Source organism: Streptomyces sp. cf386, from assembly GCF_900103585.1.
Lineage (GTDB): Bacteria > Actinomycetota > Actinomycetes > Streptomycetales > Streptomycetaceae > Streptomyces.
Map to the genome: position 1 here is coordinate 420,669 of NZ_FNHV01000002.1, position 14,196 is coordinate 434,864.

Genomic DNA, 14,196 nt, shown 5'->3' on the forward strand with positions numbered 1-14,196 from the left:
GACCCGTTTACATCTCCGCCAGTTTGCCTTGTTCCGGCAGATGCGTCAGCTGTGGAGTGGCTGATCACAGGTAGACGCGCGGGATATCACAAGGCCCTCACGTGCTCTCCGCACAGTGGTGGCCGGTGATGGCCCCTCCCGCGCAGTCGACGGCATGGCTACGGCATAGCTGACGGGTCGTCAGATCGGCGCTACCGTGAGCGCCATGGACACCGAGACGACGTTTCCCCTGATCATCTCCGTCGACGACCACACGGTGGAGCCGCCGACCGTCTGGCAGGACCGGCTGCCGAAGAAGCACCAGGACGTCGGGCCGCGCATAGTCCGCGCGCCACTGAAGGAAATGACCTTCCTGGGCGGCCGGTTCAAGCCCGTCATGGGCCGGCCGGGCGACGACGGCCCCATCGGCGACTGGTGGGTCTACGAGGACCTGCACCGCCCCCTCACCCGCCTCGACACGGCCGTCGGCTACGACCGGGACGAGATCAAGCTGGAGGTCATCACCTACGAGCAGATGCGCCCGGGTTCGTACGACGTCCCCGCCCGCCTCGCCGACATGGACGTCAACCACGTCCAGTCCGCCCTCTGCTTCCCGACCTTCCCGCGCTTCTGCGGCCAGACCTTCACCGAGGCGCAGGACCACGAGCTGGGCCTGCTGTGCGTCCAGGCCTACAACGACTGGATGGTGGAGCAGTGGTGCGGCCCGGACGCCCGAGGCCGGCTCATCCCGCTCACCCTCATCCCCCTCTGGGACGCCGAACTGGCCGCCGCCGAGGTCCGCCGCAACGCCGCCCGCGGCGTGCGCGCCGTCGCCTTCTCCGAGATACCCCCGCACCTCGGGCTCCCCTCCGTCCACACCGACGCCTGGGACCCCTTCCTCGCCGCCTGCGACGAGACCGGCACGGTGGTCGCGATGCACATCGGCTCCAGCAGCCGTATGCCTTCGACCTCCGCGGACGCGCCGCCCGCCGTCGGCTCCACCATCACCTTCGCCAACTGCTGCTTCTCGATGGTCGACTGGCTGATGAGCGGCAAGTTCGAGCGCTTTCCGAACCTCAAGGTCATGTACGCGGAGGGCCAGATCGGCTGGATTCCGTACATCCTGGAGCGCGCCGACGTCGTCTGGGAGGAGAACCGCGGCTGGGGCGGCGTCGCCGACAAGGTCCACCGCCCGCCGTCCGAGCTGTTCGCCGACCACGTATACGGCTGCTTCTTCGACGACGCCTTCGGGCTCCGCAACCTGGACGCGATAGGGGTCGGGAACGTCCTGTACGAGACCGACTACCCCCACTCCGACTCGACCTGGCCGAAGTCCCGCGAGGTCGGCGAGGCGCAGATGGGGCACCTGGACGCGGACGTGGTCGACCGGATCGTACGGCGCAACGCGATCGAGCTGCTGGGGCTGACGGACGACGGGCTGTGGCCGGGGAGCGCATGAGAGAGCCGCGGCCCCCGGAGGGGACCGCGGCGCACATCTACGGCCGTCAGCCGAGGAACACCGAAGAGATCGTGTCGTCGAAGTCGATCGCGGCCAGGTCGGCGATGTTGCCCTGAACCACCTTGGACTCGCCCTTGCAGTCCTTCTCGGACCAGATCTTCAGGGTGCCGGACGCCTGGAGGGAGGAGGCGGAGTCGTCACGGCCGACGTTCTGGCACCCGGACCCGGCCAGGCCCTCGGAGGGGTCGCCGAAGTTGGGCTCGTCGGAGAGGGTGACGCTGGTGGCGGGGGCGGCCGTACCGGTGTCGCCCTGCTCCTGTCCCTGCTCCTGCTCTTCGGCAGGGGCGCCCGCCTTCTGCCCGTCCGGCGTCACGCCGAACCACGTGCCGCCCACACCCTGCCCGTTGGTGTCGCCGGGCTTGAGATCCTTGCTGAAGCGGTAGACCGGCCAGCCGTCGATGGTCACCTGGAGGTTGCCGTCGGCACGCTCGACGACGCCGACGTCGGACTTGTTCACGCCGTCGACGAAGATCTTGCCGCCCGGGGCGACGAGGACCGGCGGCCAGGTGGTGGCGCACTCGCCCGCGCAGTTCGACTTGGACGGGTCGGCGGTGTCCTTGTCGAAGCGGTAGAGGGTGAAGCCGGAGCCGTTGACGACGACGGGGTTCAGGTCGCCGGCGGAGGCCGCGCTCAGCTGCACCCACTTCTTGGCGACCGGCTTGCTCGCGGGCTTGCCCGGGCTGGTGGCCCAGTCGCCGGTGCCGGGGGCGGCGTTGTTCTGCTTGGCCGTACCGCTGTTGAAGCTCAGGTTCCCCAGGGCCGATCCCGCGCCGGACCCCACGGCGGATCCGGCGGCGGAGGAGTCCCCGCCCGTTCCGTTGCAGGCGGTCAGCAGCAGGGCCGCGGCGGCTGTGGTGGCGGCGATCGCGGCGATGCGGTTGCGGATCATGTCGGTCTCCCCGTGTCTCGGCGCCCGGACCTCCCGAGCCGCCACCACCCAGTACGAGCCCCCCTCGGGCCGTCCTCACCCGGTGACACCCCTGAGACACGAACGCGACGGGCTGCGGCCAATCGCACGAAGATCGCGATATTCCATGCACGTTCGGCATGGAGGGCGCCGCCGTCTCCTGGATCGGCCTGTGCCCCTTGTCTCTTGCGCCGCCAAGCCGGACGATGGCGCCCGACCACACATATGACGGAGCGTCAGATCGAAGAGGAGTGCGTGTGTCCATCCAAGTCCCGCCGGACGGGCGGACGCTGTACGGCATCCAGCTCCCCGTCCAGTCGCAGAGCACGATCTACGCCGAACCCTGGGAGGCCGCCGCCGGCCCGGACGACCTGGCGGCCGTGGCCCGCGCCGCCGACCGCGCCGGCTTCGCCTACGTCGCGAGCTGCGACCACGTCGCCATCCCACGCCGCCTGGCCTCCGCGATGAGCACGGTCTGGTACGACCCCGTCGCCACGCTGGCCTTCCTGGCGGGCGTGACCGAGCGCGTACGGCTGCTCAGTCACGTAGCGGTCGTCGGCCTGCGGCACCCCCTTCTCACCGCCAAGCAGTACGCCACCCTCGATCAGCTCAGCGGCGGCCGGCTGATCCTCGGGGTCGGGGCCGGGCACGTAAGGGAGGAGTTCGAGGCGCTGGGGGTCGACTTCGAGCGCCGCGGTTCCGTACTGGACGAGTCGATCGACGCCCTGCGCGTCGCCCTCGGCCCCGACGAGTTCCCCGAACACCACGGCAAGCTCTACGACTTCGAGGGCCTCGGCCAGCTGCCGCGCCCCGCCCAGGACCGCGTCCCGCTCTGGGTCGGCGGATCGTCCCCGGCCGCCGTGCGCAGGGCCGCGCTGAAGGGGGACGGCTGGCTGCCGCAGGGTGACCCGCGCGAGCGGCTCCCCGCGCAGATCGCCCGGGTACGGCGGTTGAGGGAGGAGGCGGGCGTCGAGGGGCCGTTCGTCATGGGCGCCATCGTCGAGCCCCTGTACGTCGGGACGCCCACCTGGGACGTCGGGCGCCGGACGATCGCCGGGGCGCCGGACGCCCTCGCCGAGTCCCTGCGGGCGTACCGGGCGATGGGGGTGGACCAGGTCCAGGTGCGGTTCCGGAGCCGTGGCTGCAGTGAACTCACCGACCAGATAGGGGCGTTCGGGGCAGAGATTGGGCCGCTGCTGTAGGGCCGCTCGTGGGCGCTGGCCATGGTGGGCGCAACTGCGGGCCGGACTCGACTCCCTTGCCGAAGTGCCCACTGAACGCATCGCCGTACGCGAGGAGTACATCCGCCGAGCCGTCCCCGCGTACACGGGCTGTGATGTCGGTGAGGTCGAGTGGTCCACCGCCCATGGCGATTTCCACTGGTCGAACCTGGGCGGTCCCGACCTCACCATCCTCGACTGGGAAGGCTGGGGCCGGGCCCCGGTCGGCTTCGACGCCGCACAGCTCTATGTCTACTCACTCCACACCCCGCTCCAGGCCGCCGACCGCACGCCGTTCTACAAGGAGTTGGCGGGTCCGGTGAAGGAGTACCTGGCATCAGGTACGGGCGGACGGAGTGAGCGCCACTGACAGCCGCTGCGCTGTTCACTGCTGTAGTGGGCCCACCACACAGTGCTCCTTGAAAGCTTGAACATGTCCACGTCCACCGACGTATGTACGGACGTACTGACGTAGACGTACGCCCGTACGGCATCGGCGGAAGGACACAATGACGTGCGCACTCTCCGAAAGCTCACAGTCGCCCTCGCCGCCCCCGCGGGCACCTGGCCGCACCCCGGCTGGCCGGCCCCGGACGACCCGTACGTCGGACGGGTGGTACCCCTGACCGCGTCGGTGGGGACGGGCGAGGTGATGGACGTCGTGATCCTCCATCGTGAGGACCCCTTCGTGGCCGTACGGGAACTGCCCGCCACCGATGTCCCCGCGATCGTGATCAGCCCGTGCCGGGACACCGAGGCCATCGTCGAGGTGTTCCGGCACGGGGCGGGCTATCTGGTCGAGGGCGACTACTGCACCTGCATGCTCTCCTCGGCCGTCGTGGGCGCCACCGTCGGGCACACCTACCTCTCCCCGGCGGCCTGCGCGGCCCTGCGGGAGGGGGCCCGGCGGCTGCCCACCGGCGGGGAGGCGTTGCTGCGGCTGCGAGAGCTGCTCACGCCGCGCGAGCGGCAGATCATGGAGCTGCTGTCGACCGGCCTGGGCGCGCAGGAGATCGGGCTGCGATTACGGCTGAGCGAGAAGACCGTCCGCAACAACCTCAGCAACATCTATGCCAAGCTCGACGCACGCGGAAGCACGGACGCGGTCCTGCGGTGGCTGGGAGCCGCACCCGTGCTTCGCGCCTGAGAACCGCAAACTCCGCATTACGGCGCCGGAACCTCCGCCAGGGGGATTTCGACGTCGGTCACGTTCTCGCCGCCCTCACCGAATCCCGGTTCTGCCCTCAGAGCGCGCGTCGAATTCTGAATGCCGGACGCTTCAGGAGTTCCGCACGTCACATTGCGCAGCCAGAGGCGGCCGTCGGGAGTTCCGTTCTTCAGGATCTGCGGATAGAAGACGTGGATGCCCGTGGAGCCCTCGCTCGGCGAGAAGAACACCTTCTGTCCGTCCTGTGCTTCCTTGTACGTGGCTCGCAGGAATCCGCTCACATCGGTGCGTTTGGCGGACCACATGAAGAACGCGAGGCTGTCCCCCTGGACGGTGTCCGTCCTGGTGAACGCCAGGGTGGTCGTCTTGTCGTCACGCGTGATGTTGATCTCCGAGGTGCTGAACTTCGCGCCGATCTCGAAGAAGGAGTTGCCGAGCTTCGTGTCGGCGCCCGCGGTGAATCCGTCCTCCAGCTGGATGGTCCGCGTGACGGAGGCGCTCACGTTGAACGCCTTGGAGGCGGTGGCGGACGATCCGCAGTTGTCGGTCACCGTGGAGACCCGTTGGTTGGGTCCTAGGCTGTTCCGCTTGAACTGGACGTCGACGAACTCGCAGTTCTCCAGCTTGTCGGAGTCCGACGAGCAGTCGGCGGTCACTTCGGAGGCGGTGGCGGCGCCCGCCGAGTTCATCAGCGCGGTGGCCACCGCGACGGCCGCCACGGGGGCCACGGCGAGGGTGATGCGCTTCTTCTTGCTCCGGTGGTTTCCGCGGCCGGGGCGTGTCATGGGGTTCTCCTGTGAGGGGTGGAGGTGGAGGTGGGGGCGGTGGGATCGGGGTTCAGCAGTCGCTCAGGACGGCCTTGGAGGTGCCGTCCACGACACCGGGGGCACCCGCCGCACCCGGCAGGATGACGGGGCCCTCGACGACCTCCGGTGCCACGAAGTTCTGCTCGGGGGAGGGGTTCGTGGCGAAGCCGCCCGGGTCGGCGTCGATCCGCACCCGCCATTCGCCGGTCATGCGCTGCATCTTCGGCGTGAACTCCATGTGCAGCACCTTGCCGACCGGGACGTCCCGCTGTTCCGTGTCCCCGGCGGTCGCCGACTTGAGGGTCATGTCGAGGGTGCCCTTGTGCTTGACCCACGACCCGCTCAGGGCGCCGAACAGCCCTCCGCCACCGCCCTGTTGGGTCACGGTGTACTTGCCCTGGCCCTGGGCCGCGGTGGCCGACCAGGTGATCGACACCTTCGCCGGCTCGGTCGCGTTCGGTTCGCAGTTCGGGAAGTCGATCGACGCCTTCTCGGTCGGTCCGTCGAAGGTCTCGAACTTGGTCTCCACGAAATCGCAGTTGTCGGACCCGAAACTCGGCCCGGCGATCGGGTGCCCGCCGAAATCGGAAATGGACTGCTGTTTTCCGTTGAGCACCTCGGCCCGCATGCACAGATCCATGACCTGGTCGGGTGTCTTCTCCTCGGCGGCGTTCGCCGATGGCAGGAGTACGGCGGCCAGGGCTCCGCCGGTCACGACGGCCGATCCGACCGCCACGATCCTGATCTTCCTGTTCTTGAGTCTCCGCTTGGACATGGCGAAGATTTTGGATTCCCTTGACGCACGCCGACAGGGTCAAACATCCCTACTGGTGAGTCAGGTGAGATTCGCCACAGCAATCCTCGGGCTTGTGTGTGACGCGTTGTCAGGTGTGCCGCTGCGATGCGCCGCCGTCCCGCTCGCGGCGGAAGGCGCGGCGTCTCCGCCCTCGCCCGATGTGCGCTACGTCTCATCCGCAAGCTGTCACACCAGACGCGCGCCCGGTGTCTCCATGCCGAGTCCACAGCACTAGGGAGACATGATGAACGCGAACATCGAGGTAGTCGTCGTCGGCGGCGGGTACGGAGGCGTGACGGCGGCCAACAGCCTGGCTCGGCGCGATGGCGTGTCGGTGACCGTGGTCAATCCGCGTCCCGACTTCGTCGAGCGGATCCGCCTCCACCAGCTCCTGACCGGCTCCGATGACGCGGTCGTGGGCTTCGGTGAGGTTCTGGGTGGGAACGTCCGGCTGGTGGTCGACACCGCGACCCGGATCGACGCCGCCGAGTGCCGGGTGTCGCTGGCGGGCGGTGGCACGGTCTCCTACGACTACCTCGTCTACGCGGTGGGCAGCGGCGCCTCCGATCCCGGTGTGCCCGGAGCGGCGGAGTTCGCTCACTGGGTCTCGGACATCGAGGGGGCGGAACGACTGCGGTCGGCGCTGGCCGCGTCGCCCGCGTCGGCCCCGGTGACCGTGGTCGGGGCCGGCCCGACCGGCCTGGAGACCGCCGCCGAGCTGGCGGAAGCGGGCCGCAAGGTCACCCTGGTCTGCGGCAACGTGCTCGGCCCCTCCCTGCATGCCCGAGTCCGCCGCCCGGTCGCCCGCCGGTTCGCCAAGCTGGGTGTCACCGTCCTCGAAGGTCCCCGTGCGCGGGTGACGGAAGTGACAGGCGATGCCGTACGGCTTGAGGACGGCCGTGAGCTGCCCAGCGCGGTGACGATCTGGACCGCGGGATTCCGTGTCCCGGACCTGGCCGCCCACAGCGGGCTGCGCACCGACGCCGAAGGCCGTCTGGTCACCGACACGACCCTGACCAGCGTGGACGACGAGCGCATCGTCGCCGCCGGGGACGCGGGGGTGATGCCGGACCACCCGTTCCGGATGAGCTGTCAGGCCGCCGTCCAGCTGGGCCCGGCCGCCGCCGCCACGATCCTGCGCCGGATCGCCGGGAAGAAGGCCGCTCCCGTCCGGATGTTCTTCGCCGGGCAGTGCCTCAGCCTCGGCCGGGACGCGGGCGTCACCCAGTTCTCCTACCCGAACGACAAGGTGAACGCGCTCAGCATCAGCGGGCGGACCGGTGCCGGCGTCAAGGAGATCGCCTGCAAGTTCACCCTCAACAAATTGCTGTCCGGCGCGCGCAAGGCCAGTTCCCGCGCATCGCAGGGCGGCACCGACGACCGCCTGGAAACCCCTCAGGCCAGCTGATCAGCCGGCCTGATCCCGCGAGAGAACGAAGCGCACGACATGAACGACGACCACGTCACCGACCCCGCGACGGAGGCCTTCGTCGCCCACCGCGACCTGCTGTTCACCGTCGCCTACGAGATGCTCGGCTCGGCGGCGGACGCCGAGGACGTCCTCCAGGAGGCCTGGCTGCGGTGGGTCAAGGTCGACCTGGCGCAGGTGCGGGACCAGCGCGCCTACCTGGTCCGGATCACGACCCGGCAGGCACTCAACCGGGTACGCACCCTCAAACGGCGCAAGGAGGCCTACGTCGGCCCCTGGCTGCCCGAGCCCCTGCTCACCGCGCCGGACGTGGCCGAGGACGTGGAACTGTCCGAGAACCTGTCGCTGGCACTCATGTTCATCCTCGAAACCCTCTCGCCGACCGAACGAGCCGTCTTCGTGCTGCGCGAGGTCTTCGACTTCGGCTACGACGACATCGCGGCCGCGATCGACAGGAGCCCCGCCGCCGCACGCCAGATCGCCCACCGCGCCCGCCAACACGTCGACGCCCGCCGGCCGCGCACACCGGCTTCCCCGCAGGAAGCCCGGGCAGCGCTGGATTCGTTCCAGACCGCGCTCGCGACCGGGGACCTGCAGGGGCTGCTCGACGTACTCGCCCCGGACGTCGTCTTCGTCAGCGACGGCGGCGGCCTCAAGCTGGCGGCCCTGCATCCGGTCGCCGGCGCCGACAAGGTGCTCCGTTACATGGCCGGCAGTCTCACCAAGGCCGGCGGCGCCTTCACCAGCGAGCCCACGACGGTCAACGGCAACCCCGGACTGATCCTGCGCATGGACGGCGTGATCGACGGCGTGCTGGCCTTCCGCGTGGAGAACGCCCGCGTCAGCGGCCTCTACTACGTCCGCAACCCCGAAAAGCTCACCCGCGTCGAGTCCGAGACCCCGCTCACCTCCCGCTGACAAAGCTGTTCCCGTCCGCTATCTGACACATCGTCAGATCTGGCGATACGATGCCGAACCTCTACTCATTCCGAAGGGCTCGCCCGGCGGGCCCGTGCGAAGGGGGTTCCCATGGGCAGGCTCGACGGGCGCGTTGTCCTCGTGACCGGTGCCGCGCGCGGTCAGGGGGAGCAGGAGGCGCGGCTGTTCGGGGCGGAGGGTGCCGAGGTCGTCGTCGCGGACGTGCTCGACGATCAAGGGCGGGCCCTCGCCGAGGAGTTGGGTGCGCTCTATGTGCACCTCGATGTGGGCGAGGAGGCGGACTGGCGGTCCGCCGTGGCGGCCGTCAAGCAGGAGTACGGCCGCATGGACGGCCTCGTCAACAACGCCGGCATCCTGCGCTTCAACTCCCTCGTCGACACGCCCCTCGACGAGTTCATGCAGGTCGTGCGGGTCAACCAGGTCGGCTGCTTCCTCGGCATCAAGACCGTGGCGCCCGAGATGGAGGACGGCGGCACGATCGTCAACACCGCCTCCTACACGGCCGTGACGGGCATGGCGGCCGTGGGCACCTACGCCGCCACCAAGCACGCCATCCTCGGCCTCACCCGCGTCGCCGCTCTGGAGCTCGCGCCCCGGAACATCCGGGTCAACGCCATGTGCCCCGGCGCGATCGACACCGCGATGTCCAACCCGGCGCAGCTGGACCCGAACGCGGACCTGGAGGGGATGAGCCGGGCCCTGGACGAGCTGTACCGCAAGCTCGTGCCGCTGGGCCGGATCGGGCGGCCCGAGGAGGTGGCGCGGCTCGCGCTGTTCCTGACCTCGGACGACTCCTCGTACATCACCGGGCAGCCGTTCGTGGTCGACGGCGGCTGGCTGGCCGGGGTGAGCGTTATCTGACGTGTAGTCAGCTATTGACGGTGCACGTGAGCGGTGCCACAGTCGGCGGCAAGTGAATCTGACGGTACGTCAGAATCGGTGGTCCGGAACGAGCGTCAGCAACGAACTGGGACGGTGAACCGCCTTGGAATTCGGGCTCTTTGTACAGGGATACGTGGGCAAGCGTGCCGAGACCGATCCGCTCGCCGAGCACAAGGCGCTGATGGAGGAGACCGAGTACGTCATCCAGGCGGACAAGTCCGGCTTCAAGTACGCGTGGGCCTCCGAGCACCACTTCCTGGAGGAGTACTCGCACCTCTCGGCGAACGACGTCTACCTGGGGTACCTGGCGCATGCGACGGAGCGGATCCATCTGGGGTCCGGCATCTTCAACCCCCTCGCCCAGGTCAACCACCCCGTGAAGGTCGCCGAGAAGGTGGCCATGCTCGACCATCTCACCGGGAACCGCTTCGAGTTCGGCAGCGGGCGCGGCGCCGGCTCGCACGAGATCCTCGGGTTCCTGCCCGGCATCACCGACATGAACTACACCAAGGAGATCTGGGAAGAGACCATCGCCGAGTTCCCCAAGATGTGGCTCCAGGACGAGTACGTCGGCTTCCAGGGCAAGCACTGGCAGCTGCCGCCGCGGAAGGTCCTGCCGAAGCCGTACGGGAAGTCGCATCCGGCGATGTGGTACGCGGCCGGCTCACCGCCGTCGTACGCCATGGCGGCGAAGAAGGGACTCGGGGTGCTCGGGTTCAGCGTGCAGAAGGTCGCCGACATGGAGTGGGTGCTGGAGCAGTACAAGACGGCGATCGTGGACGCGGAGCCGGTGGGGGACTTCGTCAACGACAACGTGATGGTGACGACGACCGCCATTTGCGCGCCTACGCATGAGGAGGCCGTGCGGATCGCCGCGAGCGGGGGGCTGCACTATCTGCCGTCGCTCGTGTTCCGGTATCACGACACCTTCCCGCGGCCCGAGGGCTTTCCGGTGTGGCCGGAGACGCTGCCGGAGTACACGGAGGAGTTCGTCGAGCTGCTCATCGAGGAGGAGCTCGTGATCTGTGGGGATCCGGACGAGGTGCTGCGGCAGTGCAAGCGGTGGGAGCAGGCCGGGGCCGATCAGTTGAGTTTCGGGTTGCCGGTGGGGGTGCCGAAGGAGGAGACGTTGCAGACGATTCGGATGATCGGGGAGCACGTCATTCCCAAGATCGATACGGATCCCGTTCATCGGACGTCCCGGTTCCGGCAGTCCGCCTGATCGCCGTAGGGCTGTTGCCTGTCGGGCGGCTGCGGGCTCGTTGTGGCTGGTCGCGCAGTTCCCCGCGCCCCTGAAGGGCGCTGCCCGCACCGGAAATCTGAGGAGGAACCGTCATGCTCGATCACGTCATCAAAGGCGCGACCGTCGTCGACGGCACGGGCGCGCCCGCCTACACCGCCGACGTGGGGACACGCGACGGCCGTATCGCCGTCATCGGCACCGTCACCGAGGAAACCCGGACCAGCGAGGACGCGACCGGACTCGTCCTCGCCCCCGGATTCGTCGACCCCCACACCCACTACGACGCCCAGCTCTTCTGGGACCCGTACGCCACCCCGTCCCTCAATCACGGGGTGACCACGGTCGCCGGCGGCAACTGCGGTTTCACGCTCGCCCCGTTGAACCCGGACCGTCCCGAGGACGCCGACTACACACGGCGCATGATGTCCAAGGTCGAGGGGATGTCCTTGGTCTCGCTCGAAGAGGGGGCGCCCTGGAGTTGGAGTTCGTTCGGGGAGTATCTGGATGCTCTCGAAGGGCGGATCGCGGTCAACGCGGGGTTCATGGTGGGGCATTGTGCGCTTCGGCGGTATGTCATGGGCCCCGACGCGATCGGCGGGCAGCCCACCGGCGAGCAGCTCTCCGCCATGCTCCGTCTCCTCCATGACGCCATGGACGCCGGTGCCTGGGGCTTCTCCACCACTCAGTCGTCCACCCACTCCGACGGGGACGGGAAGCCCGTGGCTTCGCGGCATGCCGGGCCCGCCGAGCTGCTCGCGCTCTCCAAGGCCGTCGGGGAGCACGAGGGGACGCAGATCGAGGCGATCGTCGCGGGGTGTCTGGATCAGTTCAGTGATGCCGAGATCGAGTTGTTCGTGGAGATGAGCGCCGCTGCCGGACGGCCGCTCAACTGGAACGTGCTGACCATCGACTCGGCGGTGCCGGAGCGGGTGCCCCGGCAGCTGCTGGCGAGTGAGCGGGCGCGCAAGGCGGGTGGTCGGGTCGTGGCGTTGACCATGCCGATCCTCACGCCGATGAACATGTCGCTGGGCACCTTCTGCGCGCTCAACCTGATTCCCGGGTGGGGGCCGGTCCTGGGGCTGCCCGTGCCCGAGCGGATCGCCCGGCTGCGGGATCCGGACGTGCGGGCGGAGCTGCTCCGGCACGCCGGTTCGAAGGAAGCGGGCGTCTTCCGGCGGCTGACCAACTTCGGGCGGTACGTCATCGGCGACACCTACAGCGAGGCCAACCGCGGGCTGAGCGGGCGGGTCGTGGAGGACATCGCCGCGGAGCGCGGGCAGGAACCCTTCCAGTGCATGGTGGAGATCTGCGCCGCCGACGAACTGGGTACGGTCCTTTGGCCCATGCCCACCGACAACGACCCCGCGTCCTGGGCCCTGCGCGCCGAGGCCTGGCAGCGCGAGGACGTCATGCTGGGCGGCTCGGACGCGGGGGCGCATCTGGACCGGATGTGCGGGGCGCCGTACACCACCCGGTTCCTCGGGGACTGTCTGCGCGGGCGCCGGCTCACCAGCCTGGAGCAGGCCGTCAAGATGCTGACGGACGACCCCGCCCGGCTCTTCGGGCTACGGGAGCGGGGGCGGGTGGCGGAGGGCTTCCATGCCGACCTCGTGCTCTTCGACCCGGAGCGGATCGACGCCGGTACGGCCACCCTGGTGCACGACCTGCCGGGTGACAGCCCGCGGCTGGACTCCAAGGCGATCGGGGTGCGGGCCGTGTGGGTCAACGGGGTCGAGGCGATCCGCGACGACGTGGTGACCGGGGCCGTGCCGGGGCGTGTGCTGCGTTCGGGGCGGGACACCAGGACGGTGGCCACCAGGTGAGTGTCAACGACCCTGGTCGGCAGCGGTTGTTCGTCGACGGTGCGTGGGAGGAGCCGGACGGGGGCTACTACGCCGTCGTCGATCCGGCCTCCGAGGAGACCGTCGGGTGGGCCCCGGAGGCCTCGCGGGATCAGGTGCACGCGGCCTGTGCCGCGGCCCGCGAGGCCTTCGGGCCGTGGTCGCGTACGGCGCCGGAGGAGCGGGCGGCCGTGCTGGCGCGGGCGGCGGACATCATCCACGGCCACCTCGTGCCGTACGCCGAACTGGCCCAGGCCGAGACCGGCGCGACCATGGGGACGGCCCGGGGCATGCAGGTGGGCGTCGGGGCGGCGCGGTTCCGGCGGTACGCGCGTGTGGAGCCCGCCGAGTGGGCGATCCCGCCGCAGATCAACGACGCCGGGCCGATGGGGCGGGCGGGGGTCATGGGAGCGCTGGCCGTGCGGCAGCCCGTCGGGGTCGTCACCTGTATCACCTCGTACAACAACCCCTGGGCCAATCCGGCGGGCAAGATCGCCCCCGCGCTGGCCATGGGCAACACCGTGGTCGTGAAGCCCGCCCCGCAGGATCCGCTGTCCGTCTACCGGATGGCGGAGGCGCTGGAGGCGGCGGGTGTTCCGGCGGGTGTGGTGAATGTGGTGTCCGGGCGGGCGGTGGAGGTGGGTGAGGCTGCCGTCGGCTCCCCGGACGTCGACATGGTGAGCTTCACCGGGTCCACGGCCGTCGGGCAGCGCATCGCCGAGGCATGCGGGCGGGACATGAAACGCCAGCTGATGGAGCTCGGAGGGAAGGGCGTGGCCCTCGTCTTCGACGACGCCGACCTCGGATCGGCGGTGGCCGGGATCGGGACGACGTTCTCCTTCTACAGCGGGCAGATCTGCACGGCGCCCACGCGGGTGCTGGCCCAGCGGGGCGTGTACGACCGGCTGGTCGAGCAACTCGCGGCGTATGCGGGCCGGTTGAGGGTCGGGGATCCGCGTGAGGCGTCCACCGTCGTCGGGCCGGTGATCTCGGCGGAGCACCGGGACCGGGTGGAGTCGTACGTGGAGACGGGGCGGAAAGAGGGCGCGGTGGTGGTGGCGGGAGGCGAACGGCCGCCGTACGAGCGGGGTTTCTACGTCGCGCCGACGCTTCTCGCGGACTGCTCGGGCGACATGCGGGTCGCCCGGGAGGAGATCTTCGGGCCGGTCGTGTCCGTCATCCCCTTCGACGAGGAGGAGGAAGGGATCGCCCTCGCCAACGACACCGACTACGGGCTGATCGACTACGTCTGGTCCGGCGATGTCGCCCGCGCCTTCCGGGTCGCGCGGCGGCTGCGGGCCGGCGGGGTCGGGATCAACACCGTCGGACGGAACATGGAGGCGCCGTTCGGGGGGTTCAAGAAGAGCGGCGTCGGGCGGGACGTCGGGTCGTACGCGCTGCACGCGTACAGCGAGGTGCAGGCGATCGTGTGGCCAGGGTGAGACGAGGGGATTGACCGGCCGGTGG

Annotated in this window: 13 protein-coding genes; 10 read left to right on the forward strand and 3 right to left on the reverse strand. The window is 69.6% G+C overall.

Annotated elements, in window-relative coordinates; all coding sequences use genetic code 11:
* Nucleotides 1-205: 205 nt before the first annotated feature.
* Complete coding sequence (locus tag BLU79_RS06135) at nucleotides 206-1,438, forward strand: amidohydrolase family protein (RefSeq protein WP_177000885.1); 1,233 nt, start codon at nucleotides 206-208, stop codon at nucleotides 1,436-1,438.
* A gap of 46 nt (nucleotides 1,439-1,484) precedes the next feature.
* Here the strand turns inward: BLU79_RS06135 and BLU79_RS49760 are convergent, their stop codons facing one another.
* Entirely contained in the window at nucleotides 1,485-2,387 is a 903-nt protein-coding gene (locus BLU79_RS49760) for a hypothetical protein (protein ID WP_093904570.1), read from the reverse strand.
* Between the two features lie 281 nt (nucleotides 2,388-2,668).
* On the opposite strand from BLU79_RS49760, the gene BLU79_RS06145 reads away from it, so the two are divergent.
* The 3 genes from BLU79_RS06145 (at nucleotide 2,669) to BLU79_RS06155 (ending at nucleotide 4,772) form a co-directional block, all read left to right on the forward strand.
* Nucleotides 2,669-3,607 carry an LLM class F420-dependent oxidoreductase gene (locus BLU79_RS06145; RefSeq protein ID WP_256333195.1) on the forward strand — a complete coding sequence of 313 codons (939 nt, stop codon included), beginning with the start codon at nucleotides 2,669-2,671 and terminating at the stop codon, nucleotides 3,605-3,607.
* 64 nt (nucleotides 3,608-3,671) lie between these two features.
* Nucleotides 3,672-3,995 (forward strand): hypothetical protein, encoded by a 324-nt coding sequence (locus BLU79_RS06150; protein WP_177000886.1) that lies wholly within the window; start codon nucleotides 3,672-3,674, stop codon nucleotides 3,993-3,995.
* 144 nt (nucleotides 3,996-4,139) lie between these two features.
* Nucleotides 4,140-4,772 (forward strand): LuxR C-terminal-related transcriptional regulator, encoded by a 633-nt coding sequence (locus BLU79_RS06155; RefSeq protein WP_093904572.1) that lies wholly within the window; start codon nucleotides 4,140-4,142, stop codon nucleotides 4,770-4,772.
* A 17-nt stretch (nucleotides 4,773-4,789) separates the two neighbouring features.
* Here the strand turns inward: BLU79_RS06155 and BLU79_RS06160 are convergent, their stop codons facing one another.
* Together BLU79_RS06160 and BLU79_RS06165 are read right to left on the reverse strand one after the other, a co-directional pair.
* On the reverse strand, nucleotides 4,790-5,578 hold the full coding sequence (locus BLU79_RS06160; RefSeq protein WP_093904573.1) for a hypothetical protein: 789 nt from the start codon (nucleotides 5,576-5,578) through the stop codon (nucleotides 4,790-4,792).
* Nucleotides 5,579-5,630: 52 nt separating this feature from the next.
* Nucleotides 5,631-6,374, reverse strand: a complete 744-nt coding sequence (locus BLU79_RS06165) for a hypothetical protein (protein WP_177000887.1) — start codon at nucleotides 6,372-6,374, stop codon at nucleotides 5,631-5,633.
* Between the two features lie 265 nt (nucleotides 6,375-6,639).
* Here BLU79_RS06165 and BLU79_RS06170 point away from each other — a divergent pair, with 265 nt between their 5' ends.
* From BLU79_RS06170 to BLU79_RS06195, 6 genes are all read left to right on the forward strand, one after another.
* Nucleotides 6,640-7,803, forward strand: coding sequence for an NAD(P)/FAD-dependent oxidoreductase (locus BLU79_RS06170; protein ID WP_256333196.1), 1,164 nt, complete (start codon nucleotides 6,640-6,642; stop codon nucleotides 7,801-7,803).
* A 39-nt stretch (nucleotides 7,804-7,842) separates the two neighbouring features.
* Nucleotides 7,843-8,742, forward strand: coding sequence for an RNA polymerase sigma-70 factor (locus tag BLU79_RS06175; protein ID WP_093904575.1), 900 nt, complete (start codon nucleotides 7,843-7,845; stop codon nucleotides 8,740-8,742).
* Between the two features lie 111 nt (nucleotides 8,743-8,853).
* Nucleotides 8,854-9,624, forward strand: a complete 771-nt coding sequence (locus BLU79_RS06180) for an SDR family NAD(P)-dependent oxidoreductase (RefSeq protein ID WP_093904576.1) — start codon at nucleotides 8,854-8,856, stop codon at nucleotides 9,622-9,624.
* A 124-nt stretch (nucleotides 9,625-9,748) separates the two neighbouring features.
* Nucleotides 9,749-10,867 carry an LLM class flavin-dependent oxidoreductase gene (locus BLU79_RS06185; RefSeq protein WP_093904577.1) on the forward strand — a complete coding sequence of 373 codons (1,119 nt, stop codon included), beginning with the start codon at nucleotides 9,749-9,751 and terminating at the stop codon, nucleotides 10,865-10,867.
* Nucleotides 10,868-10,980: 113 nt separating this feature from the next.
* Entirely contained in the window at nucleotides 10,981-12,711 is a 1,731-nt protein-coding gene (locus tag BLU79_RS06190) for an N-acyl-D-amino-acid deacylase family protein (RefSeq protein WP_093904578.1), read from the forward strand.
* Nucleotides 12,708-14,171 (forward strand): aldehyde dehydrogenase family protein, encoded by a 1,464-nt coding sequence (locus tag BLU79_RS06195; protein WP_256333170.1) that lies wholly within the window; start codon nucleotides 12,708-12,710, stop codon nucleotides 14,169-14,171. Before BLU79_RS06190 ends, BLU79_RS06195 begins: the two co-directional genes overlap by 4 nt.
* Nucleotides 14,172-14,196 lie beyond the last annotated feature (25 nt).

Excerpts from the sequence above, each read along its gene's own strand:
- BLU79_RS49760 (WP_093904570.1), bottom strand. The coding sequence starts at position 2,387 with ATGATCCGCAACCGCATCGCCGCGATCGCCGCCACCACAGCCGCCGCG.
- BLU79_RS06180 (WP_093904576.1), top strand. The coding sequence starts at position 8,854 with ATGGGCAGGCTCGACGGGCGCGTTGTCCTCGTGACCGGTGCCGCGCGC.
- BLU79_RS06165 (WP_177000887.1), bottom strand. The coding sequence starts at position 6,374 with ATGTCCAAGCGGAGACTCAAGAACAGGAAGATCAGGATCGTGGCGGTC.
- BLU79_RS06175 (WP_093904575.1), top strand. The coding sequence starts at position 7,843 with ATGAACGACGACCACGTCACCGACCCCGCGACGGAGGCCTTCGTCGCC.
- BLU79_RS06160 (WP_093904573.1), bottom strand. The coding sequence starts at position 5,578 with ATGACACGCCCCGGCCGCGGAAACCACCGGAGCAAGAAGAAGCGCATC.
- BLU79_RS06190 (WP_093904578.1), top strand. The coding sequence starts at position 10,981 with ATGCTCGATCACGTCATCAAAGGCGCGACCGTCGTCGACGGCACGGGC.
- BLU79_RS06135 (WP_177000885.1), top strand. The coding sequence starts at position 206 with ATGGACACCGAGACGACGTTTCCCCTGATCATCTCCGTCGACGACCAC.
- BLU79_RS06170 (WP_256333196.1), top strand. The coding sequence starts at position 6,640 with ATGAACGCGAACATCGAGGTAGTCGTCGTCGGCGGCGGGTACGGAGGC.